General features: G+C 63.1%; 23 protein-coding genes and 1 pseudogene. 14 read left to right on the forward strand and 10 right to left on the reverse strand.

The window, feature by feature from the left end:
• The first annotated feature begins 436 nt into the window (after window positions 1-436).
• From thiL to AT302_RS23950, 3 genes are all read left to right on the forward strand, one after another.
• Window positions 437-1,432, forward strand: coding sequence for a thiamine-phosphate kinase (thiL, locus tag AT302_RS23940; protein WP_058379912.1), 996 nt, complete (start codon window positions 437-439; stop codon window positions 1,430-1,432).
• Window positions 1,429-1,950 (forward strand): phosphatidylglycerophosphatase A family protein, encoded by a 522-nt coding sequence (locus tag AT302_RS23945; protein WP_058376142.1) that lies wholly within the window; start codon window positions 1,429-1,431, stop codon window positions 1,948-1,950. Before thiL ends, AT302_RS23945 begins: the two co-directional genes overlap by 4 nt.
• Window positions 1,951-2,107: 157 nt before the next feature.
• Window positions 2,108-2,611, forward strand: coding sequence for a CinA family protein (locus AT302_RS23950; protein ID WP_058376143.1), 504 nt, complete (start codon window positions 2,108-2,110; stop codon window positions 2,609-2,611).
• A 195-nt stretch (window positions 2,612-2,806) separates the two neighbouring features.
• Here the strand turns inward: AT302_RS23950 and pyrF are convergent, their stop codons facing one another.
• Window positions 2,807-3,619, reverse strand: coding sequence for an orotidine-5'-phosphate decarboxylase (pyrF, locus tag AT302_RS23955; RefSeq protein WP_058376144.1), 813 nt, complete (start codon window positions 3,617-3,619; stop codon window positions 2,807-2,809).
• 63 nt (window positions 3,620-3,682) lie between these two features.
• Window positions 3,683-4,645, reverse strand: a complete 963-nt coding sequence (corA, locus tag AT302_RS23960) for a magnesium/cobalt transporter CorA (protein ID WP_058376145.1) — start codon at window positions 4,643-4,645, stop codon at window positions 3,683-3,685.
• A 278-nt stretch (window positions 4,646-4,923) separates the two neighbouring features.
• Between corA and AT302_RS23965 the strand changes: the two genes are divergently transcribed.
• The gene (locus AT302_RS23965) at window positions 4,924-5,778 is read left to right on the forward strand and encodes a mechanosensitive ion channel family protein (RefSeq protein ID WP_058376146.1); all 855 of its coding nucleotides are present in this window, start codon (window positions 4,924-4,926) and stop codon (window positions 5,776-5,778) included.
• A 40-nt stretch (window positions 5,779-5,818) separates the two neighbouring features.
• Here AT302_RS23965 and mtgA read toward each other — a convergent pair whose 3' ends face one another.
• The 7 genes from mtgA to mpl all read right to left on the reverse strand — a co-directional run bounded on the left by mtgA (window position 5,819) and on the right by mpl (window position 13,944).
• Complete coding sequence (gene mtgA, locus AT302_RS23970) at window positions 5,819-6,562, reverse strand: monofunctional biosynthetic peptidoglycan transglycosylase (protein ID WP_058376147.1); 744 nt, start codon at window positions 6,560-6,562, stop codon at window positions 5,819-5,821.
• Between the two features lie 9 nt (window positions 6,563-6,571).
• Window positions 6,572-7,456, reverse strand: a complete 885-nt coding sequence (gene aroE / locus AT302_RS23975; RefSeq protein WP_058376148.1) for a shikimate dehydrogenase — start codon at window positions 7,454-7,456, stop codon at window positions 6,572-6,574.
• A gap of 176 nt (window positions 7,457-7,632) precedes the next feature.
• Window positions 7,633-8,529 (reverse strand): lipid A hydroxylase LpxO, encoded by an 897-nt coding sequence (gene lpxO / locus AT302_RS23980; RefSeq protein WP_058376149.1) that lies wholly within the window; start codon window positions 8,527-8,529, stop codon window positions 7,633-7,635.
• Between the two features lie 69 nt (window positions 8,530-8,598).
• Window positions 8,599-9,579: an energy transducer TonB family protein gene (locus tag AT302_RS23985; RefSeq protein ID WP_237172008.1), complete on the reverse strand. Its 981-nt coding sequence runs from the start codon at window positions 9,577-9,579 to the stop codon at window positions 8,599-8,601.
• A complete protein-coding gene (locus tag AT302_RS23990; protein ID WP_084656652.1) occupies window positions 9,573-11,753 on the reverse strand; it encodes a ribonuclease catalytic domain-containing protein in 2,181 nt (726 codons plus the stop codon). Before AT302_RS23990 ends, AT302_RS23985 begins: the two co-directional genes overlap by 7 nt.
• Before the next feature lie 130 nt (window positions 11,754-11,883).
• Window positions 11,884-12,495, reverse strand: a complete 612-nt coding sequence (locus AT302_RS23995; RefSeq protein WP_058376150.1) for a YqiA/YcfP family alpha/beta fold hydrolase — start codon at window positions 12,493-12,495, stop codon at window positions 11,884-11,886.
• 66 nt (window positions 12,496-12,561) lie between these two features.
• Window positions 12,562-13,944: a UDP-N-acetylmuramate:L-alanyl-gamma-D-glutamyl-meso-diaminopimelate ligase gene (mpl, locus tag AT302_RS24000; RefSeq protein ID WP_058376151.1), complete on the reverse strand. Its 1,383-nt coding sequence runs from the start codon at window positions 13,942-13,944 to the stop codon at window positions 12,562-12,564.
• Window positions 13,945-14,134: 190 nt separating this feature from the next.
• On the opposite strand from mpl, the pseudogene AT302_RS24005 reads away from it, so the two are divergent.
• The 10 genes and pseudogenes from AT302_RS24005 to AT302_RS24050 form a co-directional block, all read left to right on the forward strand.
• Window positions 14,135-14,791 (forward strand): annotated as a pseudogene (locus tag AT302_RS24005) (UDP-N-acetylmuramate--alanine ligase); the annotation flags it as partial.
• Window positions 14,792-15,031: 240 nt separating this feature from the next.
• Complete coding sequence (locus AT302_RS24010) at window positions 15,032-15,556, forward strand: TlpA family protein disulfide reductase (protein ID WP_058376152.1); 525 nt, start codon at window positions 15,032-15,034, stop codon at window positions 15,554-15,556.
• Between the two features lie 155 nt (window positions 15,557-15,711).
• Complete coding sequence (gene aroQ, locus AT302_RS24015) at window positions 15,712-16,158, forward strand: type II 3-dehydroquinate dehydratase (RefSeq protein WP_058376153.1); 447 nt, start codon at window positions 15,712-15,714, stop codon at window positions 16,156-16,158.
• 70 nt (window positions 16,159-16,228) lie between these two features.
• The gene (accB, locus tag AT302_RS24020) at window positions 16,229-16,690 is read left to right on the forward strand and encodes an acetyl-CoA carboxylase biotin carboxyl carrier protein (protein ID WP_058376154.1); all 462 of its coding nucleotides are present in this window, start codon (window positions 16,229-16,231) and stop codon (window positions 16,688-16,690) included.
• A gap of 106 nt (window positions 16,691-16,796) precedes the next feature.
• On the forward strand, window positions 16,797-18,161 hold the full coding sequence (accC, locus tag AT302_RS24025) for an acetyl-CoA carboxylase biotin carboxylase subunit (protein WP_058376155.1): 1,365 nt from the start codon (window positions 16,797-16,799) through the stop codon (window positions 18,159-18,161).
• Window positions 18,162-18,202: 41 nt separating this feature from the next.
• Complete coding sequence (gene prmA / locus AT302_RS24030; protein ID WP_058376156.1) at window positions 18,203-19,096, forward strand: 50S ribosomal protein L11 methyltransferase; 894 nt, start codon at window positions 18,203-18,205, stop codon at window positions 19,094-19,096.
• 24 nt (window positions 19,097-19,120) lie between these two features.
• A complete protein-coding gene (locus AT302_RS27765) occupies window positions 19,121-20,221 on the forward strand; it encodes a DUF3426 domain-containing protein (protein WP_058376157.1) in 1,101 nt (366 codons plus the stop codon).
• Between the two features lie 33 nt (window positions 20,222-20,254).
• Window positions 20,255-20,755 (forward strand): thiol peroxidase, encoded by a 501-nt coding sequence (tpx, locus tag AT302_RS24040; protein WP_058376158.1) that lies wholly within the window; start codon window positions 20,255-20,257, stop codon window positions 20,753-20,755.
• A gap of 130 nt (window positions 20,756-20,885) precedes the next feature.
• The gene (locus tag AT302_RS24045; RefSeq protein ID WP_058376159.1) at window positions 20,886-21,821 is read left to right on the forward strand and encodes a carbohydrate kinase family protein; all 936 of its coding nucleotides are present in this window, start codon (window positions 20,886-20,888) and stop codon (window positions 21,819-21,821) included.
• A 16-nt stretch (window positions 21,822-21,837) separates the two neighbouring features.
• A complete protein-coding gene (locus AT302_RS24050) occupies window positions 21,838-22,317 on the forward strand; it encodes an outer membrane lipoprotein (protein WP_058376160.1) in 480 nt (159 codons plus the stop codon).
• 304 nt (window positions 22,318-22,621) lie between these two features.
• Here the strand turns inward: AT302_RS24050 and AT302_RS24055 are convergent, their stop codons facing one another.
• Window positions 22,622-23,287: a histone H1-like DNA-binding protein gene (locus AT302_RS24055; protein WP_058376161.1), complete on the reverse strand. Its 666-nt coding sequence runs from the start codon at window positions 23,285-23,287 to the stop codon at window positions 22,622-22,624.
• Between the last annotated feature and the right edge of the window lie 172 nt (window positions 23,288-23,459).

The raw sequence follows: 23,459 nt of genomic DNA on the forward strand, positions 1-23,459 counted from the left end.
GAGGGGAAGCTCTTAACGGACAGAATGGCTCAAATTTTCTATGCGAATTGTAGCCCTATTTATTCACGCCATTTATGCAAAAAGCGGATAAGGGCTGCACCTTCGATCTGAGCATCGTCGCGATAATTCCCCGAGAATTCAACGCTGCATCGCACCATATCCGCAATTTTCAGACGAGAGATGAAAATTCGGTAAGGTGCTGTCCGAGACATGGCTAAGCAGTGTTCCGAAATCGAACGTGCGCGCCACAAGACCATTGGGAAAACCGGGGTGCGCTCGTAAAATACGCTATCGAACTCGCGATTCACAGGATTGGCGCTGCGTTGTCTTTGGTCTTCCCGCCGATCTTGTCGTCATCTTTTCGCCCATGGCCTGCTGACTTCGCATGACGCTTCGCGTCATTGCCCGCAACGCCGACACTTCGTCACCCATGACCATGCCTACGTCAACGCCCGTGCCTCTGTCCGAGTTCTCGCTGATCGATCGCTTTTTCGCCCGGGCGACACGTCAGGGGGATCAAGTGACGCTCGGCATCGGCGACGACTGCGCATTGCTGCGTCCGCCGGCGGGCGAGCAACTCGCCATCTCGACGGACATGCTCGTCGAAGGTCGCCATTTCTTCCCTGACGTCGATCCTTGCGCGCTGGGTCACAAGACGCTGGCGGTCAATTTGTCGGATCTGGCGGCCATGGGTGCCAAGCCGCTCGGTTTTACCCTCGCGCTCGCCCTGCCCGACAGCGACCCTGCGTGGCTTGGGCCCTTCGCCGAGGGATTAGCCGCGCTGGCCGATCGTTATGACTGCCCGCTCATCGGTGGCGACACGACTCGAGGACCGCGCAACCTCTGTGTCACGGTTTTCGGTGCGGTGCCGGGCGCACACGCGCTGCGGCGCGACGCGGCGCAGCCCGGCGACGATATCTGGGTTTCCGGCACGTTGGGCGATGCGCGGCTGGCGCTCGGGGTATTGCGCAGTGAATGGCCGTTAAGCGATGCCGACTTCGATCAGGTGCGCCGTGCCATGGACTGGCCCGAACCGCAGATTACACTCGGCATGGCACTTCGCGGTGTGGCACGTGCGGCGCTCGACATTTCCGACGGCCTGCTCGGCGATCTCGGTCATATTCTCAAGCGCTCGGGGGTGGGGGCTCGGATCAACGTCGATGCGTTGCCGCGCTCGCGCGAACTTGCTGGGCAATCGCAGGCGATTCAGCGACTTTGCACACTGGCCGGCGGGGACGATTACCAACTGTGCTTCTGCGCCGACAGTGCGCAACGCGACCGAATTGCCGCCATCGGCAACGAACTCGGGATGCGCGTGACGCGTATCGGTACAATAGCGCTTCCTGATGCACGCCAGGCCCCGCTGCAATTACACGATGATACGGGGGCGCCTGTCGCTGCCGACTTCAAAAGTTTCGACCATTTCCAATGAGTACTGACCAAACGGCCGCCCTCAATCCGGGCAGCGGCCCGCGCCGGCCGAACACGCGTTTCCTGCTGTCGCACCCCGCCCATCTGTTTTCCCTCGGCTTCGGCACAGGACTCTCGTCGCTGGCACCGGGAACGGTCGGCACGCTATTCGGCTGGGCATCGTATCTGGTGCTCAATCTGTATCTGACGGTCACCGGCTGGGCGACGCTGATTGCCGTCGCGGTCGTCGGCGGCATCTGGATCTGCGGCTTTACGGCGCGCAAGCTCGGCACACAAGACCCCAGCGCAGTGGTCTGGGACGAAATTGTGGCGTTCTGGATCGTGCTGCTGCTGATTACGCCCACGAGCTTCGTCGGACAATTGGTGGCGTTCATCCTGTTCCGCTTTTTCGATGCCGTGAAGCCGCCGCCGATCCGTTACTTCGATCGCACCGTGAAAGGCGGCCTCGGCATCATGCTGGACGATCTCGTCGCTGCGTTCTGCACGCTGCTCGTCATCGCGTTGTGGCGTTCGATCTGAACGATGGTCTGAATGGTGAGGCGGGCCGCAATCCGCCTTGCGACGCTCGCACACCGACAGACAGACCGACAGACCGACAGGCCGATAGACCGATAGACCGAGCGATGAATTGATCGGCAACAGCACTCCGCACATACACTTTTGAAGGCGTCGTCCCGTGGTTTCCCAACAAGCTCTTCTGGCCCAACTGTCGGTAAAAGTCGGTAATCGTCTGCGTGACGAGCGTCTGATGCTGACCACCGCGGAGTCGTGCACCGGCGGGCTCGTGGCCGCCGCGATCACGGACATTTCGGGCAGCAGCAACTGGTTTGAACGTGGCTTCGTCACGTACTCGAATCAGGCGAAGACCGAGATGATCGGCGTGCCTGCCGAACTGATCGAGAAACACGGCGCGGTGAGCGAGCCTGTGGCGCGCGCCATGGCCGAAGGGGCGTTGTTCAACAGCCGCGCGCAGATTTCGCTGTCGATCACCGGCGTCGCCGGTCCCGGTGGCGGCACGCCCGACAAGCCGGTCGGCATGGTGTGCTTCGGGTGGAGCAATCGCGTGAAGACGATTGTCGAGACGAAGCACTTCAAGGGCGATCGCACACAAGTGCGCAGTCAGGCAGCACAACACGCCTTGCGCGGTGTGATCGAATTGCTCGACACCGCCGAGTCGTAAATCACGGCGTCAGCACAACATCGGCTCGCCCCGTACACGAAACCGATAGGCAAAGCGGACAAGCGAAGCCCGAAAGACATAAAAAACAGCGCCTTGCGATTCGCAGGCGCTGTTTTTTTCTTGGCACTGACCCAGCAACGCGGTTGCAGCGCCCCCATGCGACGGCATTCACCGCAGCACGGGTGCCCGCTGGCATTACCGATAGACGTTGATGCTATCGCGCGTCTTCTCTGCGGCGACGGCTGCGGCGGCAGCAAACTGCTCATCGCGCCCGGCGTAAATGATGGCGCGCGACGAGTTGATCATCATGCCCGTGCCATTCGCCGTGCGGCCAGCCTTGACCGTCGCTTCCACATCACCACCCTGCGCCCCGACACCGGGAATCAGCAACGGCATATCGCCGACGATGCCACGCACCGTGGCGATTTCGGCCGGGAACGTCGCACCGACCACCAGACCGATCTGTCCGCTCGTGTTCCACGGACCGGCGGCCAGACGGGCCACCGTCTGATACAGCGGCTTGCCGTCGACATCGAGAAACTGAAGATCGCTGCCACCCGGGTTCGACGTGCGGCACAGCACGATAACGCCCTTGTCGGTGTGCGCCAGATACGGCTCCAGCGAATCGAAACCCATGTACGGGTTCACGGTCACGGCGTCGGCACGATAGCGCTCGAACGCCTCACGGGCGTACTGCTCGGCGGTGCTGCCGATGTCGCCGCGCTTGGCGTCGAGAATCACCGGCAGGCCCGGATGATCGGCGTGGATGTGAGCGATCAAACGCTCAAGCTGCTCTTCTGCACGATGGGCCGCGAAATAAGCAATCTGCGGCTTGAACGCGCACGCGTAAGGTGCAGTCGCATCGACGATCTGGCGGCAGAATTCGAAGATGGCATCCGGACGGCCCTGCAAATGGGCCGGGATACGCGACGGTTCGGGGTCGAGGCCAACGCACAACAGCGAGTTGTTGCGGGTCCAGGCTGAGCTGAGGGCTTGCGTGAATGTCATGACGGTTTTCCGGCGGTGTTCCGATTCGAGGCCGCTATTTTACCTGCTCAGCCCCCTTGCCTCTCAGTCGAGCCAGCCGCGGTGACGGAAATACAGGAACGGGGCGATCGCCGACAGGATCATCAGGCCGACCGCGAACGGATACCCCGCCTCCCATTGCAGCTCCGGCATCATCTGGAAGTTCATGCCATAGATACTGGCAATGAGCGTCGGCGGCAGAAACGCGACCGCCGCCACCGAGAAGATCTTGATGATCTTGTTCTGGTTGATGTTGATGAAACCGATGGTGGCGTCCATCAGGAAGTTGATCTTGTCGAACAGGTACGCCGTGTGATTGTCGAGCGACTCGATGTCACGCAGGATCTGCTTGCCTTCCTGATACTGCTCGTCCTTGAGCATGCGCGTGCGCATCAAAAACGACACCGCCCGTCGCGTGTCCATCACGTTGCGCCGGATACGCCCGTTCAAATCTTCCTCGGCCGCAATGCTCTCGAGCGCCTTGGCCGCATCCGCGTCGGTCAGGTTCTTGCCCAGCACGCGCCGGCTCACCTCTTCGAGCGCCGCGTACACCCCTTCGAGCGAGTCGGCGGAATACTCGGCATCGGTCGAGTACAGGTCGAGCAGTACATCCATGGCGTCGCGTACCGAACCGGGCCGGATACGCGCACGCATGCGCACGAGGCGGAAAACCGGCAGGTCTTCGTCGTGAATGGAGATCAGCAGGTCTTTGAGCACAACGAACGCGACCGGCACGTTGCGCGACTGTTCTTCTTCATCAAGCAGGAAATCGGTGCGCACGTGCAACACGCCGCCATCGTCTTCGTAATATCGCGCCGAAGCTTCGATATCGGTGAGTTCGTCGCGCGTGGGCAACTTCACGCCGTAGGCCTCTTCGACCCAGCGTCGCTCTTCCTCCGACTCACTGTGCAAATCGACCCAGACCGGCGAAACACTCGCCAGATCGCTCGGTTGGTCGCAGGTCACCTGTTGCAGGCGGCCATTATGGATGACGAAGGCATTGATCAAACGGAATTCTCCCTGCTACGCGGCGACGCCAAGTGTACAGGCACGCGACAGGCACGCCAAGGGCGGCGCCCAAAGGCTCAGGACTCGCGTGACGATAGCGCCGCCGCCGTGCCGCCAGCGTCAGCGGACGCCGCATTGCCGTGTAGGAGGATTCTCAAAATTGCCCCCATCGCTTCCATTCGTCGTCAGCCTCGGCACACTTGAAGAACCAATCAACGCACTTTGCGTCAATTTTGATATCGACGTTCCGAGACGTCTGCTGACAGGGAGTTGAAGAGATGACAGAAGTGACCACGCCCCTGGCGTCGTTCGATGCCGTGATGGGGTTTCTCACTGCCAATGCGGTGAATTACGGCCTGTCGTTCATACAGGCCGTGTTGATTCTGCTGATCGGGTTCTGGATCGCCGCGCGACTGGGTAATTTCGTGCGCAAGACGTTGGGACGTTCGCCGAATTTCGACGCGACACTCAAGCCCCTGCTCGCGTCGATCGTGCAATGGTCGGTGCGCATCATTACCGTGATCGCGGTACTGGCACAGTTCGGCGTGCAAACGGCCAGCATCATCGCGGTACTCGGTGCGGCGGGTCTTGCCATCGGTCTGGCGTTGCAAGGCACCTTGCAGAACATTGCGGCGGGCACGATGTTGCTGCTTCTGCGGCCGTTTCGTATCGGCGACTACATCACGGCAGGTAGCGCGGTGGCCGGCACGGTCGAGGAAATCGGCTTGTTCACCACAACGCTCACCAATGCCGATGGGATCTACGTCTGCGTGCCGAATAGCCAGATCTGGGGCCAACCGGTGACGAACTACAGCCGCAATGCAACGCGTCGCATGGAAATCACCGTCGGCATTGCGCTCGACGACGATCTCGATGCTGCCATGAACGCCCTGCGCGAACGCGTAATGCAGGACGATCGCGTGATCGACAAGCCGGCGCCGGAAATCATGGTCAAGCAAGTGAGCGACAGCTCGGTGATCGTGAACGTGCGCGTCTGGTCACTGCTCACCAATTACTGGGGGCTCTATTGGGACCTTCAGCGCGGCGTGAAGGAAACGGTCGAAGGCGTGGGCTGTTCGCTGCCGTATCCGACCCGCACTGTCGTGCAGATGCCGGCCGACATGCCCCGTTGAGATTGCGTTGCGATTGTTGCGGGCTGTGCGGGAATTACCGCTACTGCGGCAATTCCGCAGCCCCCATGCGCCGCGCAATCACGCCCGCGCGCTGCGCGAGATACGGCGAGTTGCGGTGCGTGTCGAAATAGCGCGGCCGTGGCAGCATGACCGCCAACCGCGCCGCCTGCCACGGTGACAGCTTCGACGCTGGCACACCGTAGTAGTAACGCGCCGCCGCCTCGGCACCGAACACTCCCTCGCCCCACTCCACCGAATTCAGATAGATCTCGTAGATGCGCTGCTTGTCCATCCAGAATTCAAGCATCCACGTGATGCTGAACTCCTCCGCCTTCCGTAGATAGCTCTTCTCGCTCGAGAGAAACAGGTTCTTGGCAAGTTGCTGCGAAATCGTGGAGCCGCCGGCGACGATGTGTCCCTTCTTCTGATTCTTCTCCCACGCGCCCAGCATCGCATCGATCTCGTAACCGTCGTGATTGACGAAGTTGGCATCCTCGCTGGCAATGATCGCGCGCTTCAAATTGCGCGAAATTTGGTCGTACGGCACCCACTGATGCTTGAGCGTCGCGTTCGAATCGGTCTCTCGCAAACGTTGCTCTGCGGCACGCATGAACGCCGTCGATTGCGGATTGAAGCGCACCCACCAGCCGATTTGCAGGAAGTAATAGAGCTGCGTGGCGAGTATGCCCACGACGAGCAACGTCACGAAGTAGGCGGTCCATTGCCATGGCCCCCACCGGCGTTTGCGGGCACTGCGCGGGGCGCGACGCTGGACGGCGCTCATCCGGCGCGCTCAGCCCTTGGCCACGAGACGCGCACGCAGCGCAGCCCGCACGGCCTGTGTGGCCACCGATGACGGGCGTACACCGCGCCACACGGCAAACGCCTCGGCGGCTTGCTCGACGAGCATTCCAAGACCATCGGCCACCTTCGCCGCACCGTGCGCGCTCGCATGCGTCATGAACACGGTCGGATGGGCGCCGTACATCATGTCGTAAGCCAGTGCACCCGACGCGTAGACACCCGCGGGCAATGGCGGCACGTCGCCTTGCAGGCTGCCGGCCGTAGCGTTGATGATCACGTCGAAGTCAGTGGGAATCGTGTCCCAGCCACCGCCTGCGAGACTGACACCGGCGTTGCGGGCGGCGTCGGAGAAGCGGGCAACGAGTTCGTCCGCGCGCGCTGCCGTGCGATTCGCGACGAACAACAGCGAAGGACCGGCGCCGATCAACGGCAGCAACGCCCCGCGCGACGCGCCGCCAGCGCCAAGTACCAGCACACGGCGGCCGGCCAGCGACACGCCGAGCGGCCCTTCGATATCGCGCACCAACCCTACGCCGTCCGTGTTGTCGCCCGTGATGCCGCGCGCGTCGAACACTAGCGTATTGACCGCACCGGCGGCCTGCGCACGCTCGGTCAGGTGATCGGCCAGCGCGTGCGCCTCCAGCTTGAACGGCACCGTCACGTTGGCACCTCGTGCGCCGCTCTCGATGAACACACGCACGGTGGCGGCAAAGGCATCGAGCGGCGCCAGAAGTCGCTCATAGGTCAGGTGCTGCTGCGTCTCACGCGCGAATTCGGCATGAATATAGGGCGACTGGCTGTGTTCAACCGGGTGGCCGATCACGGCGTAGCGATCAGCAGGCTCAACAGCCTCGGACGGTGTGTGGTTTGTCATCGTAGTCAAAGACGCGGCGCCTGGCTTTCGCTCAGGCGCCGCTTGAAAAATGCATCGGATCGTGGGCCGATCGTACCGCATGCGGCGGTCTTCGCACTTCATGCGATGCGGCGCATCGATCCTTCAAGCCAATCGGGCCAACAGGACCATAGCGGCGGGACTTCTGCGACGGCGGATCACCAGAAGACCCACAGCGCGATCCCCCCGAACAGCGCCCACTTCACCGCATAGTACACATAGTGGTTCCACGCCTTGAGGCGTTTGCCGACGATGCGGATCGAATAAATATACTTGAACACCCGATTGAGCACGCCCGTCCGGTCGCCTGCATCGTTCGGCGAGGCTGCCGCCCCCACCAGATGACGCCCGAGCCAGCGGTTCACGGCCTGCGTCCAGCGGTATCGCATCGGCCGCTCCACATCGCAGAACAGGATGATCCGGTTCTGGCCGCTCTGATTCTCGGCGTAATGAATGTAAGTCTCGTCGAACAACACGCCCTCACCGTCGCGCCAGCTGTAGCGCCGCCCGTCCACATCGATGAAACATCGATCGTCGTTCGGCGTGACCAGCCCGAGGTGATAGCGCAACGACCCCGCAAACGGATCGCGGTGACGCACCAGCCGGCTGCCGTGCGGCAACTCGGCAAACATCGCCGCCTTGATCGTGGGAATTTGCTGCACCAGTTGCGTCGTGACCGGGCACAACGCGTGCGCCGACGGGTGTGCCTCGTCGTACCATTTCAGATAGAAGCGCTTCCAGCCGCTCTTGAAGAACGAATTGAAGCCCACGTCGTTGTATTGGTCGGACGCCTTGATGCGACGGGCCTCAAGCAAGGCAATGGCTTCCGCGCGAATGGCTTCCCAGTGCTGGCGCAGGGGTTCGAGTTCGGGGAAGTTGTCCGGCTTCAGATACGGCGTCGTCGGGACCCGCGAAAACGTGTACATGAACACGTTCAACGGTGACAGAAACGTCGAGTGATCAGAGAGTTGGCGAAAAAAACGATGGCGGATCTTACCTCGCAGGTGGACATACCCCGCGCACGCAGCAAAGATCGCCAGGAGGACCCATTTCATGGCGGACTTTCCAGTTCGAAAAAACTTCCAAATTATAAAAAGGATTGGAAAGTTTTACCGTGCAGGGCCTCAGGGCGAGGCTTTGCCGCCAGTGGCGCCGGCGTCCGACGCCGGGGATGTAAGGGTTTGCGCCTGCACGCCCTGACGCGAGAACGTCATGCGCGTGACGATTTCCAGAATGTCGTAGCGCTGCTTCATTTCCGGCGAAAAGTCACCGAACGGTGCGCTGGCCTGCACGATGGCCACCGCGCGCCGGTCGAGGTCCCGGTTGCCGGAGCTGCGGGTAATTTCCACGCCCTGCACGTCCCAGCCGTCCTTGTGATAACCGAGTCCACCGCGCTGATTGACGTTGAGCGTGACGATCAATTCGCCGTACAGGCGGTCGTTGCCCACTTGCGGGAAATGGTCCGTGCCGTAGCGCTCGATGCGATGACGCAGCGTGTCGAAATAACGTGCATAGGCCACTTCGCGCGTATTGGCAGTGACCTGACCGCGTTTCGGACGCGTTTGATAGGCACGCAGTTGCTTGTCGATTTCCGCCTGCAACCGGGCAATTTGCTGGTCGACGGTCTGGTCGTCCTGCCCTCGCCCGTTTTGTGCGGCGTTGGCTCGGCTGCGCTGCGACTCCGGCACGGCAGCGTACTGACTGCGCAATTGCGAGAGCAGCTTTTCCTGCACAGCCTCCAGTTCGCTCACGTTGCGCTGGATTTGGGCGACAGGTGCACCGTCGCGCTCGGCTTCGCGCGATGGCAGGGGGGAGGTCGCGCGTTCGCCGTCGTGCTCGCCACCGCCCACCAGGTTGGCTTGGGCGAGCGCGGTGGCTTTGTCCGGCGCATGGGCCGACTTCGCGTTGACGAGAACGACTTCGAGCGGGGTGTCGGCACTGTGTAGCCGAAAGCTGTCGGGCGCGACGAAATGCACCGCCAGTGCGATCAAATGCACGATGGCGGAGATGGCCAGCCCCGTGGCGAGCGGATGCTCGCGCACGATGGCCCAGCCGCGGCGGCGAGCCGCGGCCAGATCGCCGGACGCGACAGCCGGTTTCAGCACGCAGCGTTCGCCGAGGCGTGCGCGGCTTGCGCGGTGCCGGAAGCCTCCGTTGCCATCACGGCAACGCCGTCATCATCGTCGGCGTTGTCGGTGTTATCGGCGGTGTCGGCGTTACCCTCGGCATCATCGTCCGACTCGACGTCGGACGCATCGGCGGCTCCTCCGTCGGCATTGCCGTCAGCGCTACCCTCGACATCACCCGATGCACCGTTACCGTTACCGCCGTCTTCGTTGCCTTCGCCGCCTTCGCCGTCATCTTCGTCTTCGGCCAATACCGACTGACTGGCGTCGAGCACCTGCGACACGCGCACCGAAATGCCCAGCGTGACGACGTCGAGCGAGAGCACGTCGAGCATGATCTGCGTGCCACGGGCATGCGGCGCGAGACCCGGCACGACGAGCGTGAGCGGCACATCGTTCAGACGCACGGTGTCGCCCTTGAGCACGCTCGCCTGCACCTGCGACTTGTTCTCTTGCAGCAGCCAGCGCAGGCACCAGTACCGCTCCATGCGGCTCTGGTGCTCGGCATACGCCGCGTACGCCGCTTCGAAGCTCGACACCGTGACGTAGAGATCGGCGTCCTTCGGCTTGAACGGCGCCGCCAGCTTGGCCGTCACACCATGACGCACGCATGCCAGCAATTGCCATTGATTGACAAGATCGACATAGCGACGCAGCGGCGAGGTGCTCCACGCGTACTGCTCCACGCCGAGCCCTTCGTGCGGCGCAGGTGAGGTCTGCATGCGCGTACGGTTCACCCCGTAGGCACGCTGTGCACGATAGATCCCCGGCACGCCGCAGTCGGCCAGCAATCGGCCCCAGCGGCTGTTCGCCAGAATCGCCATCTCGGCCACGATCAGATCGAGCGGCGCGCCACGCATGCGCTGCTTAATCGTGACGTGTTCGCCGTCGACGTAGAAGTTGAAGTCGGTCTTGTTCTGCACTTCCGGGCGCAGGCCGTAGCCCACGCGCGCGGCCTGACGCTTCTCGTACAGCGATTGTGCGAACGGCCACAGCAGGCGCAGCTCTTCCTTATGCGGATACTCGCCGCTGCCATCGGCCAGCGTTTCGGCCGTAATGATCGAATCGAGTTCGTTGTGGCGCAGATTCGCGGAGATCGGCACGAGTTCGGCACGCGTCTCGGTAGTGACGATCTCGTAGGTGTCGGCCTTGACCACGACATACAGCGACAGCGCCGGCCGGGCACCGCCTTCGGCGAGCGTATAGGTCTCGACCACCGAGTCGGGCAGCATCGTGATCTTCTCGCCCGGCGCGTAGACCGTCGAGAGGCGCACGCGTGCGATCTCGTCGACCACGTCGCCACGCGTGATACCCAACGCAGGCGCGGCGATGTGAATCCCCACGCGCAGCAGCCCGTCGGGCAGCAGTTGCACCGACAGCGCGTCGTCGATTTCGGTCGTGGTGGAGTCGTCGATGGAGAACGCCTGAACGTCCGCCAACGGCAGGTCTTCCGTCGGCACCGGGGTCGGCCCCACATCGGGGAAGCCCGTGCCGCGCGGGAAGTACTCATACAGGAACGCGGCCTCGTGATAGGCGCGCGGCGACGCAATGCCGCCACAGGCCAGCATCACTTCTGCCTGCGTCTTGCCGAGGGCACTCGCGGCCGCATCGAGGGCCTTCCATTCGATGGCGTTCTTGTCGGGACGGAACAGCAGTTGCAGCTCCTTGCCCTTGAGCGCATCGGGCAAGGTGCCTGCGATCAGCTGGTCGGCATAGCTGGCTTGCAACTCGGCCTGCTGTTGCTTGCGCGCCAGCCCGGCGAGCGCTGCCTGAATCTGTTCCTGCGGTGCGCGTTGATACTGCCCACGGCCCTTGCGGCGGAAGTAGATGGGCGAAGCCTGCAAGGCGAGCGCGAGGCCCGCTTGTTGCGCAACGCTCGCCCCTTCGCCGAAGTACTCGGCAGCGAGCACCGGGAACGCGAATTCCTCGGCCGGCGCGCACTCCCACAGGAAACTCATGTCGATATCCTGCGATGCCGCCTGCGCTTGCACGATCAACTCGGCCGGCGCGGGGGACTCGAAGCGCAAGAGGACATCGCGTCCCTTGATCTTGCTGCGACGTCCGCCCGGCAGCTCCACCTGATACGACTCGCCCTGCTGCGACAACACCGTGCCGGCCTTGAAGCCGCCGGATTCCTCAAAAAAAATGTTCATGAAACAGCCATCGATCGCAATAGGCGACATTGTAGCCCGCCGACGTGCGGCGGTTTAGGGCAGAAAGGGAACGCGCGCATCGTCGACGTCACGGGCAGGTTTTGCTGCCGTTCGTCACTGCGGTGAGTCATTATTCCCCGGCAAAAGCGGCGGACGTGCCGATAGACGCCGGCACATCGATGCCCGCGAAACGCAGCACATCGTCCATATAGTCGACAAAATCGGAAATCCCGTGGTCGCTGCCCTCAATCAACGTGAGCTTGGCACCCGGGAATTTCGCGACCATGTCGCGGTAATCGAGCGTCTGATCGCCCGTAGCAGCCACCAGGTAGTAGCGCTCCGGACGGGTGATCTGCGCGACGTCGATCATGCGCAATTCGTCCAGATGGCGCGGCTCCACGACGATGGTGCCGCCGCCGTGCCACATCGGCTGTTCGCCGAGCCACTTGCCGAGGTCTTCATACGGACGCGTGGCCGGATTGAGCAGCACGGCGCGACAGCCGAGCTTCTCGGCCAGATAGGTCGCGTAGTACCCGCCGAGCGAGCTGCCAACGATGGTCAACTCGTCCGGGTCCACGCCGGTGAGCAGACGCTGGGCGTCGACAACCGCCGCGAGCGGTGACGGCGGCAGTTGCGGGCAGGCCCATACATGCCCGAGCCCGAGCTTGTGCATGCGGGCGGCCATCAACTGCGCCTTGAACGAACGCGGCGAGGAACGGAAGCCGTGCAAATAGAGAATCATGTGAGGCTCCGGAAAACTTGTCTGTCGGTGGCGCAAGCAGGCATCAGCGGTGTCATGAAGCCAAGCTTAGGCGCGCGCGGCCAGTGCATCGAGCAATTTCTGATGAATGCCGCCGAAGCCGCCATTGCTCATGACCACCACCTGATCGCCCGGCTGAGCCGCCGCCACCACGGCACGGACGAGCCCGTCGATGTCGCTGAAGGCCTGCCCCCGTGCGCCGAGCGGCGCCAGCGCCTCGGCCAGATTCCACCCCAGCGAGTCCTTGCCGCTCGGGGCGCCATAGCCGAACACGAGATCGGCATCGGCCAGACTCGCGGGCAGTTGCGCCTTCATCACGCCCAGCTTCATCGTATTCGAGCGAGGTTCGAGCACGGCCAGAATGCGGGCGTCGCCAGCACGGCGGCGAAGACCGGCAAGTGTCGTCTGGATGGCGGTGGGGTGGTGCGCAAAGTCGTCGTAGATGGTGACGCCCGCGGCCACGCCGCGCACTTCCATCCGGCGCTTGACGTTTTCAAACTTGGCAAGCGAGGCCGCACCCTGCTCGGGCGGCACACCGACGTGACGCGCCGCAGCAATCGCCGCCAGCGCATTCATCCGGTTGTGTTCGCCCTGAAGCGCCCACTTCACCTCGCCGGCAGCCGGCTGGCCGTGGTGTACCCAGAAGGCTTCCTGCCCCGGGGCCAGCGTTTCGGTCGCTTGGGCGACGTGCCAGCCGTCGGCCACGCCAAAGCGCTCGACTTCACTCCAGCAGCCGCGCGCCAGCACGCGCTCGAGCGCCGGCTCGCGACCGTTGACGATCAGGCGGCCCTGGCCCGGCACGGTACGCACCAGATGATGGAATTGCGTCTCGATTGCCGTCAGATCCGGGAAGATGTCGGCGTGATCGAATTCAAGGTTGTTCAGGATGGCCGTACGCGGGTGGTAGTGAACGAACTTCGAGCGCTTGTCGAAGAAGGCCGTGTCGTACTCGTCGGCCTCGATCACGAAGAAATCGCTCTCGGTCAGGCGCGCCGAAATGCCGAAGTTCATCGGCACGCCGCCCACCAGAAAGCCCGGGTGATAGCCGGCGTCTTCCAGAATCCACGCCAGCATCGATGTGGTGGTGGTCTTGCCGTGTGTGCCGGCCACGGCCAGCACCCATTTGTTCGACAGGACGTGCTCGCCGAGCCACTGCGGACCCGAGGTATAGGGAAGATTCCGGTTCAGGATCTCTTCCATCAGCGGATTGCCGCGCGAAACCACGTTGCCGATCACGAACAAATCGGGCTTGAGGGAAACCTGATCCGCATCGAAACCCTCGATCAGCTTGATACCCTGCGCCTCAAGTTGCGTGCTCATCGGCGGGTAGACATTGGCGTCGCAACCGGTGACGGTGTGACCGGCCTGACGCGCCAGGACTGCCAGACCGCCCATGAACGTGCCGCAGATGCCAAGAATATGAATATGCATGGATGGGGAGCTGATGAGGACGGGCAGTGCCCGTGCGGGAAATGGGAGTGCGGATAACCGAGGGCTACATTGTACCTGCCGCGTGACGCGGGTGGCCCGGGCGCAGTCTCAGATAGGTATCGGATAGGTCCCCAAACGCTTGCCGCGCCCGGCAGGCGGCCGGACACGCCTTTCGGGTATCATCGGCCGCATGACACGTAAATCCTGGACCGATGCCCAACGCCTGCGCGAAGAAATCGCGCTGGCAGCCGCTCGCCTCATCGCCGAGGAGGGGGCCGACTATGCCACCGCCAAGCGCAAGGCGGCGAAACAGGTGACGGGCGAGACTCGCATTGCGGGTGAATTGCTGCCGGATAACGACCAGATCGAAGCGGAAGTGCGCGAGTACGTACAGATTTTCATGTCGGACACGCAACCTGCCGAGCTGGCTCACCTGCGCGAGGCCGCCCTGAACGTCATGGACGAGCTGGCCCGCTACCGCCCCTATATAGCGGGTGCGGTCTATAACGGTACGGCCACGGCGCTATCTGATATCTATTTGCAGGCTTTTTGCGACAACCCCAAAGAAGTCGCCATCGATCTCCTGAACCGGGGGATCGACTACGAGGTCTCCGAATCCCGTCACTTCAATGGCCGGGGCATGGTCGAGACGCTGAGTTTCCTGTGGCGCCAACGCGGTCAGCGGGGTGATCCGGCAGGTGTGCACCTGTCGCTTTACTCGCTAGACGACATGCGCGGTGCGCTCAAGGCGAGCGACGGCAATGGCCGCCCGGCACGCACTGACGCCAACGGCTTGCGCGCCTTGATGGCCGCCGAGGCACAAGCCACGCGGACGCGCGCCGCTGAAGTCACCAGCGCCACCGGCACTCCCGGCACTCCCGGCACTCCCGGCACTCCCGGCACTCCCGGCACTCCCGGCACTCCCGGCACCCCCGGCACCCCCGGCACTCCCGGTCAGGCCCGTGTGGACGAACGAGAACACTGACGCGGCAGGTCACTACATCGCGTCAATATCGCCACACCTTCTCCATATTTGTCAGCCGTTTCCCGGCTATTGTCTACTCAGCGTGATTTTTCCCTTCCCGTCATGACAAAACGCATCGTCATCCTGGTGGTACTGGCGCTCGTGGGGCTCGGGGCCGGCTTCTGGCTCGGCCACCGCAATCAGCAAGCGGCGGACACATCCGACACCGCCGTCGCCCAACTGCTCGCGACCCGGCTGCCCGATCTGACCGGCACCGAACAGCCGGTATCGCAGTGGCGCGGCAAGACGCTCGTCATCAACTTCTGGGCGCCGTGGTGCGGTCCGTGCGTAGAAGAAATGCCGGAATTGGCCGCCCTGTCTCAGGAATATGCGGCGAAGAACGTGCAATTCGTCGGGATCGGCATCGATACGGCGCAGAACATGCTCGCCTTCGAGCAAAAAGTGAAGGTCGATTACCCCCTGCTCGTGGCAGGCTATGCAGGCACCGATCTGGCGCGGGCGCTGGGTAACAAGGCCGGCGCCCTGCCGTTTACCGTGGTGGTCGACGCCCAAGGGCGCATGCACTATCAGAAGCTCGGGCGTATTACCTCCGACGAAGTGCGCGCGGCGCTCAAACCGCTCATCTGACCCCGCTTGTCCGGGCCTCCCGAACGGGCGGCCCTGCGGTGGTCGGGGCGAACACCCCGGAAACCCGCATAATACGGTGCCGATTTTCGCCCCACTGGACAAAATCCACCAACTGGCGTTTAATTGCGCCCAATTTCGTGAAATTTGATTCGCCGATGCCTCACCGCATTCTCGTGCTACACGGTCCTAACCTGAACCTGCTCGGTACTCGCGAGCCGGCGGTGTATGGCCGCACGACGCTGGCCGACATCGACAATGCCCTGCTGGCACAGGCCCAGGCGGCCGGTGCCGAACTGGCGACGTTTCAAAGCAATCACGAAGGCGCACTGGTTGACCGGATTCAGGCAGCGCGCGGTGAATCGATCGACTTCATCGTCATCAACCCCGCGGCCTATACCCACACGAGCGTGGCAATTCGCGACGCGCTGGCGGGCGTTGGCATCCCGTTCGTCGAAGTTCACCTCTCGAACGTCCATGCCCGCGAGGCCTTCCGGCATCACTCGTATTTTTCCGATATTGCGCAAGGTGTGATCTGCGGCCTGGGCTGGCGCGGGTATACCTACGCACTCGAATTTGCCCTGCACCGGCTCACCGGCGGGTAGTCCTCTCATCCCCTATTTCCCATCGCGGGACGCTGTTCCCGCGTCGATACCGAATCAAGGAGCTTCCTTCATGGATTTGCGCAAACTCAAGACGTTGATCGACCTCGTGGCCGAATCGGGTATTTCCGAACTCGAAGTCACCGAAGGCGAAGGCAAGGTCCGCATCGTCAAGGCACCGCCGCAACTGATCGCCGCCCCGATGCAGATGGCCATGCCGGTCGCCCCGCAAATGAGTGCGCAAGGCCCCGCCGCGATCCCGACGGCCCCCGCCGCGCCGGTGGCCCCGGCCGTGCCGCAAGGTCATATCGTGACCTCGCCGATGGTCGGCACGTTCTACCGTGCCCCGTCGCCGGGCGCCGACGCGTTCGCGCAAGTAGGCGACTCGGTCAAGGAAGGCCAGACGCTGTGCATCATCGAAGCGATGAAGCTGCTCAATGAGATCGAGTCGGACAAAGCCGGCGTGATCAAGGAAATCCTCGTCGAGAACGGTCAGGCTGTGGAATACGGTCAGCCGCTGTTCGTGATCGGCTAAAGCCAGTTGCCGGACGCACACGCGTTGTTGCGGACTGCGGCTCCCCCGCACCGCACCGCCGGGTGTCCGGCCCCGCTCCTTACCCCTACGGGCAGGACTGCACAAAATGTTTGAAAAAATCCTCATCGCCAATCGCGGCGAAATTGCTCTGCGCATCCAGCGTGCATGCAAGGAATTGGGCATCAAGACCGTTGTCGTCTATTCCGAAGCCGACAAGGAAGCCAAGTACGTCAAGCTCGCCGACGAAGCCGTGTGTATCGGCCCGGCCCCGTCGCAGTTGAGCTACCTGAACATGCCGGCGCTCATCAGCGCCGCCGAGGTCACCGACGCTCAGGCTATCCACCCGGGTTATGGTTTCCTCTCCGAGAACGCCGACTTCGCCGAGCGCGTCGAGCAATCGGGCTTCACCTTCATCGGCCCGCGCCCCGACACCATTCGCCTGATGGGCGACAAGGTCTCGGCCAAGCAGACCATGATCAAGACCGGCGTGCCCTGCGTGCCGGGTTCGGAAGGCGCATTGCCCGCCGACGATCCGAAGGAAATCGTGCGCATTGCACGCCAGATCGGCTATCCGGTGATCATCAAGGCAGCAGGCGGCGGCGGTGGTCGCGGCATGCGCGTGGTGCACACGGAAGCGGCGCTCGTGAACGCGGTCAACATGACGCGCGAAGAAGCCGGCCGGGCGTTCAACAACCCGGAAGTCTATATGGAGAAGTTCCTCGAGAACCCGCGCCATATTGAAATCCAGGTGCTCGCCGACAAGCACAAGAACGCGATCTGGCTGGGCGAGCGTGACTGCTCCATGCAGCGCCGCCACCAGAAGGTGATCGAAGAAGCCACCGCGCCGCTGATTGCGCGCCGACTGATCGAGCGTATTGGCGATCGTTGCGCCGACGCCTGCAAGAAGATGGGCTATGTCGGTGCCGGCACGTTCGAATTCCTGTTCGAAAACGGTGAGTTCTACTTCATCGAAATGAACACACGCGTGCAGGTCGAACACCCGGTGACCGAAATGATCACGGGCGTGGACATCGTGCAGGAACAGATCCGCATCGCGGCCGGCGAGAAGCTCGCGCTGCGTCAGCGTGACATTCAGTTCCAGGGTCACGCGATCGAATGCCGTATCAACGCCGAAGATCCGTACAAGTTCACGCCGTCGCCGGGCCGCATCACCGCCTGGCACATGCCCGGCGGCCCGGGCATTCGCGTTGACTCGCACGCTTACAACGGTTACTTCGTGCCGTCGAACTACGACTCGATGATCGGCAAGCTGATCGCCTACGGCGCTACGCGCGACCAGGCCATCCGTCGCATGCGTGTGGCGTTGTCGGAAATCGTAATCGAAGGTATCCAGACCAACATTCCGCTGCACCGGGAAATGATGCTCGACGCCAAGTTCGTCGAAGGCGGCACGAGCATTCACTATCTGGAACACAAGCTGGCGCAGAAGTCTGCCGTCGGCGGTAATTAAGCCGTTTTTTAGCCGTTCATCTGTAAGGAAGTACTCGCCCTATGTATCGCGAACTCGTCGTGGAAGTTGCCCGCGCTCAAGCTGAGGCCCTGTCGGACACCCTGATCGACCTGGGTGTCCTGTCGGTCTCCGTGGAAGACGCGGATGCCGACACCCCCGACGAGCAACCGATGTTCGGCGAGCCGGGTCTCACCCCGCCGGACACCGCGTGGCAGCGCTCGCGCGTGGTCGCGCTGGTGGGGGAAGACCAGGACGCCGCCGTGCTGCTCGCGGCGGCCGTCAACGAACTCAACCTGCCCGAATCGCCGGCCTTCACGGTGCGCGACGTCGAAGATCAGGACTGGGTGCGTCTGACGCAATCGCAATTCGAGCCGATGCAGATCGGCGAGCGCATCTGGGTCGTGCCGTCGTGGCACGATGCCCCCGATGCCGACGCCCTCATTCTCGAACTCGATCCGGGCCTCGCGTTCGGCACCGGCAGCCATCCGACCACGCGCTTGTGCATGGAATGGCTGGAGCAACACGTACAAGCCGGGCAGTCGCTGCTCGACTACGGTTGCGGCTCGGGCATTCTGGCCATTCTTGCGCGCAAGTGCGGCGCCGATCCGGTCATCGGCATCGATATCGATCCGCAAGCGGTCGAGTCGGCACGCTATAACAGCGAGCGCAATCACGCGCCGGTCGAATACGGCCTGCCCGACGATCTGCGTGACGGTCAGTTCAATATCGTGGTCGCCAACATCCTGTCGAATCCGCTCAAGCTGCTCGCATCGATGCTCACCTCGCGTGTGGCACCCGGCGGCCGGCTCGCGCTCTCGGGCGTGCTGGAGCGGCAAGCCGATGAGGTGATCGCCGCTTACGCGCCCTATATGAAGATGTCGGTCTGGCGCGCACACGACGGCTGGGTCTGCCTGCACGGGCAGGCCGCCGGTTAAAGCGCTCACAACGCGCCGAGTCCCATGACCCTATCCCCGCGCGTTCTGGCTACCCGCTGCCCTCACTGTCACACCGTCTTTCGCGTCGTCGCCGACCAGCTCAAGCTGCGCGACGGTCTGGTGCGCTGCGGCCACTGCCGCGAAGTGTTCGACGGACGCGCGTATCTCTGTGAACCGCCGCGAGACGACGAGGCACCTCAAGCGGCAACCGAGTCAGTGCCGGAGATGCACACGTCGCCGGTCGCCTCACCGGTCGCATCAGCACCTGCCCCCGTCGTTAGCGAACACGCCGACACCGCGAACCCAAGCCTAAGCGACAGCGACAGCGAAGCCTCGGCAGCGCGCACGACCGTGCCCGAGATGCTGACGCCGACGGCCATCGCGGCACTGCTCGGCACGCCCGACGAGAGCCGTGCGCAGATGCAGCATGGCCCGGGACGCTATATCGACGACGATCCCACCGTATTGCCTGCACCGACGGCGGTACCGGCAAGTGCAAAGCTCGCGGGCGCATCGGCCATCGCACCTACCGAAAAGCCACCGGGTGCCGCCCGCGTCATCTGGCGTGTGCTGATTACGCTGGCCGTCATCGGTCTGCTCGCACAGTGGGCATGGATCGAGCGCGCGGCGCTCGTTGACCGAATCCCTGCGCTGCGCGACGCGTTCGCCACCGTTGGACGTCCGCTGCATATCGCCATCGCACCCGCACGTCAGCCGGACATGCTGCAACTCTCGAGCGTCACGCTGGTGACCGACGACGGCAGCGCCACCGGCACGACGGATAGCAACGCCGCTGCCAGCGCCGCGACAGCGGCAACCATCGCCGCCGCGAGCGACGCCTCGGCAGACGCCGCCGTCCCGGCCGACAGCGTGCCGATGACGCTGACCGTGTTCATGCGCAACGACGCCGGTCACGCGGTGGCGTGGCCATCGCTCGAACTCACACTCTCGGATATCGACGGCAAGCCGGTCGTACGACGCGTTTTTGCTGCGGGCGATTATGTTGCCGACGGCGCGTTGCGCGATGCTGGCCTTGCACCGCACAACGAACGCACGATTCGGTTACGATTGTCGGCGCAAGCAGCGCTTGCCAGTAACTATCGGGTACTCGCGTTTTATCCCTGATAGCGCTGCCGCACTCAACACTAGGAGATATCAATGTCCCAAGTCACCCTCGGGGGCAACCCCATCGAAGTCGACGGCCAGTTCCCGCAAAAAGGGCAAACTGCACCGGCGCTCAAGCTGGTCAATGCCAAATTGCAGGACGTCACGCTCGAGGACTTCGCGGGCAAACGCAAGGTCCTGAACATCGTGCCGAGCCTCGACACGCCGACCTGCGCCACCTCGACCCGCAAGTTCAACGAAGCCGCCGGCAAGCTCGATAACACCGTCGTGCTCGTGATCTCGGCCGACCTGCCGTTCGCCATGAGCCGCTTCTGCGCCACCGAAGGCCTGAACAACGTCGTCACGCTCTCGACCATGCGCGGCCGTGAGTTCCTGAAGGACTACGGCGTGGCCATCACGACTGGCCCGCTCGCCGGCGTGAGCGCCCGCGCCGTGGTGGTGCTCGATGCCGAGAACCGCGTCGTGCACGCCGAACTCGTGCCCGAGATCAAGAACGAACCGAACTACGACGCCGCACTGGCTGCGCTGGCGTAAGCCGGTAGTTCGTCGGCCGTCATCCGTGACGGCCGATTGCATGACTCGTGCCGGCGCCTGCGCCGGCACATTGCCGTCCGGCTACCGTGCCGCCGTGCCCCCTGACTTCTAACTAACAAGGAATCATCTCGTGACTACCGTGATCTGCGGCTCGCTCGCCTACGACAACATCATGACGTTCGAAGGCCGCTTCGGCGAGCACATCCTGCCCGACCAGGTGCACATCCTGAACGTGAGCTTCCTGGTGCCGACCATGCGCCGCAACTTCGGCGGCTGCGCGGGCAACATCGGCTACAGCCTGCATCTGCTTGGCGGCTCGCCCACGGTGATGGCCACGGTCGGCGAAGACGGCGGTGCCTACCTGGAGCGCTTCAGCTCGCTCGGCATGACCACCGAGTTCGTGCGCACGGTGCCCGACACCATGACGGCCAACGCGATGATCACCACCGATCTGGACAACAACCAGATCACGGCCTTCCACCCGGGCGCGATGATGTTCTCGGCACAAAACCACGTGAGCGACGTGAAGGGCGCGACGCTCGGCATCGTGGCCCCCGATGGCCCCGACGCCATGCTTGCGCACGCCGAAGGGTTTGCCGCCGCCGGTGTCCCGTTCGTGTTCGATCCGGGTCAGGGCCTGCCGATTCTGTCGTCTGAGACACTGCGTCGCATCGTGGAACTTGCCACTTATCTGGCGGTCAACGACTACGAAGCCAAGCTCCTCGCCTCCAAGACCGGTTGGTCGCTGGAAGACCTCCAGTCGCGAGTCGAGGCACTGATCGTCACGCGCGGAGAACACGGGGCCCTGATCTTCGCCGGCGGTGAGCAGCACGACATTCCTGCTGTGAAAGCCAAGCGAGTCGTCGACCCGACCGGATGCGGCGATGCGTTCCGTGGCGGGTTGCTCTATGGCATCGAAAAGGGTCTCGACTGGCCGACCACTGGCCGACTGGCCAGTCTGATGGGTTCGCTCAAGATTGCCGAGCAAGGCCCGCAGACCTATGCACCGACGCGCGCCGACATCGACGCGCAATATGAAGAAGCGTTCGGCCACCGCTTCGAATGATTCCAGGATATTAACGATGGCACGACTGACCACACCGCTCGTAGTTCTCACCGTCACGGCATCGCTCATGCTGTCCGCCTGCACGGCGTTCGGCCCGAGCAATTCCGCGAGCGTCTACAACAGCCGCCAGGCACAACGCGAGCAAGTCGTTCGCATGGGCACGGTCGAATCGGTTCGTCCGGTGACGATCGATAGCAGCAACGGCGATCCGGGCGTGCTCGGTGTTGTCGGCGGCGGCGCACTGGGTGCGATCGGTGGCAGCGCCATCGGTGGCGGTCGCGGCTCGATTGCCACAGGCATCATCGGCGGTCTGCTCGGCGCAGTTGCCGGCCAAGCCGTCGAGAACCGCATGAGCAAGAAGGCGGGGCTTGAGATCACCGTGCGACTCGACAACGGTGAGCTGCGTGCCATCACGCAGGATGCCGACGATGCGTTCCAGCCGGGCCAACGCGTACGCCTGCTCTCGAGCGGCGGTGTGACGCGCGTGACGCATTAAGGCATCAGGAAGACGGCAAGACTCGCGAGCGCCACCACGGCGCTCTGCGCGCAATCCAAGCACATGCAGCGGGCGACCACAGGTCGCCCGTTTGCATTTCCGTGCCCATCACACCACTCGCGACACGCACACCGACCTCGCCACTCGCGGGCAACACGACTGCCAGTGTGCGGCGTTGCGACGAGAACCGTTCGCCCATGAAAAAACCCGCTGTGGCGACTAGCGTCACAGCGGGTTTCTGATCGAGTAGGACTACTCGGTCAAAAGACACCTAAGTGTCTTGGTCCCTGCGTCAGCACTCGAATTACGGACGGCTGCCGGTCGGGAACGGCCATGCAGCTGCCGGGTTCAGTGCCGTCTTCGGAGCCGCTGCCGGCGCTGCTGCGGGAGCCGCAGCAGGCTTGGCAACCTTCTTCACGACAGCCTTCTTCACAGCGGGCTTCTTGGCAGCAGCCGGCTTAGCGGCCGGCTTGGCAGCGGGCTTCTTCGCAGCAGCGGCAGGCTTCTTGGCAGCCGGCTTCTTCGCAGCAGCCTTCTTCGCAGCAGGCTTAGCAGCCGGCTTCTTAGCAGCAACCTTCTTCACTGCTGCCTTCTTGGCTGCCGGCTTCTTGGCGGCGACTTTCTTGACGGCTGCTTTCTTAGCGACCGGCTTCTTCGCAGCAACCTTCTTCACTGCGGCTTTCTTAGCCACCGGCTTCTTGGCTGCAACCTTCTTCACCGCTGCCTTCTTGGCCACCGGCTTCTTCGCAGCAACCTTCTTCACTGCGACTTTCTTGGCTGCCGGCTTCTTAGCGGCGACCTTCTTGGCGGCCGGCTTCTTAGCGGCAACAGCCTTCTTAGCGACCGGCTTCTTAGCGGCCACAGCCTTCTTGGCGACAGGCTTCTTGGCAGCAGCAGCCTTCTTCGCTACCGGCTTCTTCGCAACAGCAGCCTTCTTGACTGCGGGTTTTTTCTTAGCAGTAGTAGCCATCACAATGCTCCTTAACGTGAGATATCACTCAAACGAAACTACCTGAGAAGGAAACCCGACCACCGCACGGCGAACCGCCGGCGAGCGGGCTATTCATCGGCGTACGCATCGGACATCGACGGCTTACGCTAATGAATTCGGCGCTGCGCGCATGACGCTTACCATGAGTGGT

Source organism: Pandoraea norimbergensis, assembly GCF_001465545.3.
Taxonomy (GTDB): domain Bacteria; phylum Pseudomonadota; class Gammaproteobacteria; order Burkholderiales; family Burkholderiaceae; genus Pandoraea; species Pandoraea norimbergensis.

What these genes read in the sequence shown, in the direction of transcription:
- accC (WP_058376155.1), top strand. Translation starts at nt 16,797, where the DNA reads ATGTTTGAAAAAATCCTCATCGCCAATCGCGGCGAAATTGCTCTGCGC.
- pyrF (WP_058376144.1), bottom strand. Translation starts at nt 3,619, where the DNA reads ATGACATTCACGCAAGCCCTCAGCTCAGCCTGGACCCGCAACAACTCG.
- mtgA (WP_058376147.1), bottom strand. Translation starts at nt 6,562, where the DNA reads ATGAGCGCCGTCCAGCGTCGCGCCCCGCGCAGTGCCCGCAAACGCCGG.
- AT302_RS24050 (WP_058376160.1), top strand. Translation starts at nt 21,838, where the DNA reads ATGGCACGACTGACCACACCGCTCGTAGTTCTCACCGTCACGGCATCG.
- lpxO (WP_058376149.1), bottom strand. Translation starts at nt 8,529, where the DNA reads ATGAAATGGGTCCTCCTGGCGATCTTTGCTGCGTGCGCGGGGTATGTC.
- AT302_RS23995 (WP_058376150.1), bottom strand. Translation starts at nt 12,495, where the DNA reads ATGATTCTCTATTTGCACGGCTTCCGTTCCTCGCCGCGTTCGTTCAAG.
- tpx (WP_058376158.1), top strand. Translation starts at nt 20,255, where the DNA reads ATGTCCCAAGTCACCCTCGGGGGCAACCCCATCGAAGTCGACGGCCAG.
- thiL (WP_058379912.1), top strand. Translation starts at nt 437, where the DNA reads ATGCCTACGTCAACGCCCGTGCCTCTGTCCGAGTTCTCGCTGATCGAT.
- AT302_RS23945 (WP_058376142.1), top strand. Translation starts at nt 1,429, where the DNA reads ATGAGTACTGACCAAACGGCCGCCCTCAATCCGGGCAGCGGCCCGCGC.
- AT302_RS24010 (WP_058376152.1), top strand. Translation starts at nt 15,032, where the DNA reads ATGACAAAACGCATCGTCATCCTGGTGGTACTGGCGCTCGTGGGGCTC.
- AT302_RS24055 (WP_058376161.1), bottom strand. Translation starts at nt 23,287, where the DNA reads ATGGCTACTACTGCTAAGAAAAAACCCGCAGTCAAGAAGGCTGCTGTT.
- mpl (WP_058376151.1), bottom strand. Translation starts at nt 13,944, where the DNA reads ATGCATATTCATATTCTTGGCATCTGCGGCACGTTCATGGGCGGTCTG.
- AT302_RS27765 (WP_058376157.1), top strand. Translation starts at nt 19,121, where the DNA reads ATGACCCTATCCCCGCGCGTTCTGGCTACCCGCTGCCCTCACTGTCAC.
- accB (WP_058376154.1), top strand. Translation starts at nt 16,229, where the DNA reads ATGGATTTGCGCAAACTCAAGACGTTGATCGACCTCGTGGCCGAATCG.
- aroQ (WP_058376153.1), top strand. Translation starts at nt 15,712, where the DNA reads ATGCCTCACCGCATTCTCGTGCTACACGGTCCTAACCTGAACCTGCTC.
- AT302_RS23965 (WP_058376146.1), top strand. Translation starts at nt 4,924, where the DNA reads ATGACAGAAGTGACCACGCCCCTGGCGTCGTTCGATGCCGTGATGGGG.
- AT302_RS23990 (WP_084656652.1), bottom strand. Translation starts at nt 11,753, where the DNA reads ATGAACATTTTTTTTGAGGAATCCGGCGGCTTCAAGGCCGGCACGGTG.
- aroE (WP_058376148.1), bottom strand. Translation starts at nt 7,456, where the DNA reads ATGACAAACCACACACCGTCCGAGGCTGTTGAGCCTGCTGATCGCTAC.
- prmA (WP_058376156.1), top strand. Translation starts at nt 18,203, where the DNA reads ATGTATCGCGAACTCGTCGTGGAAGTTGCCCGCGCTCAAGCTGAGGCC.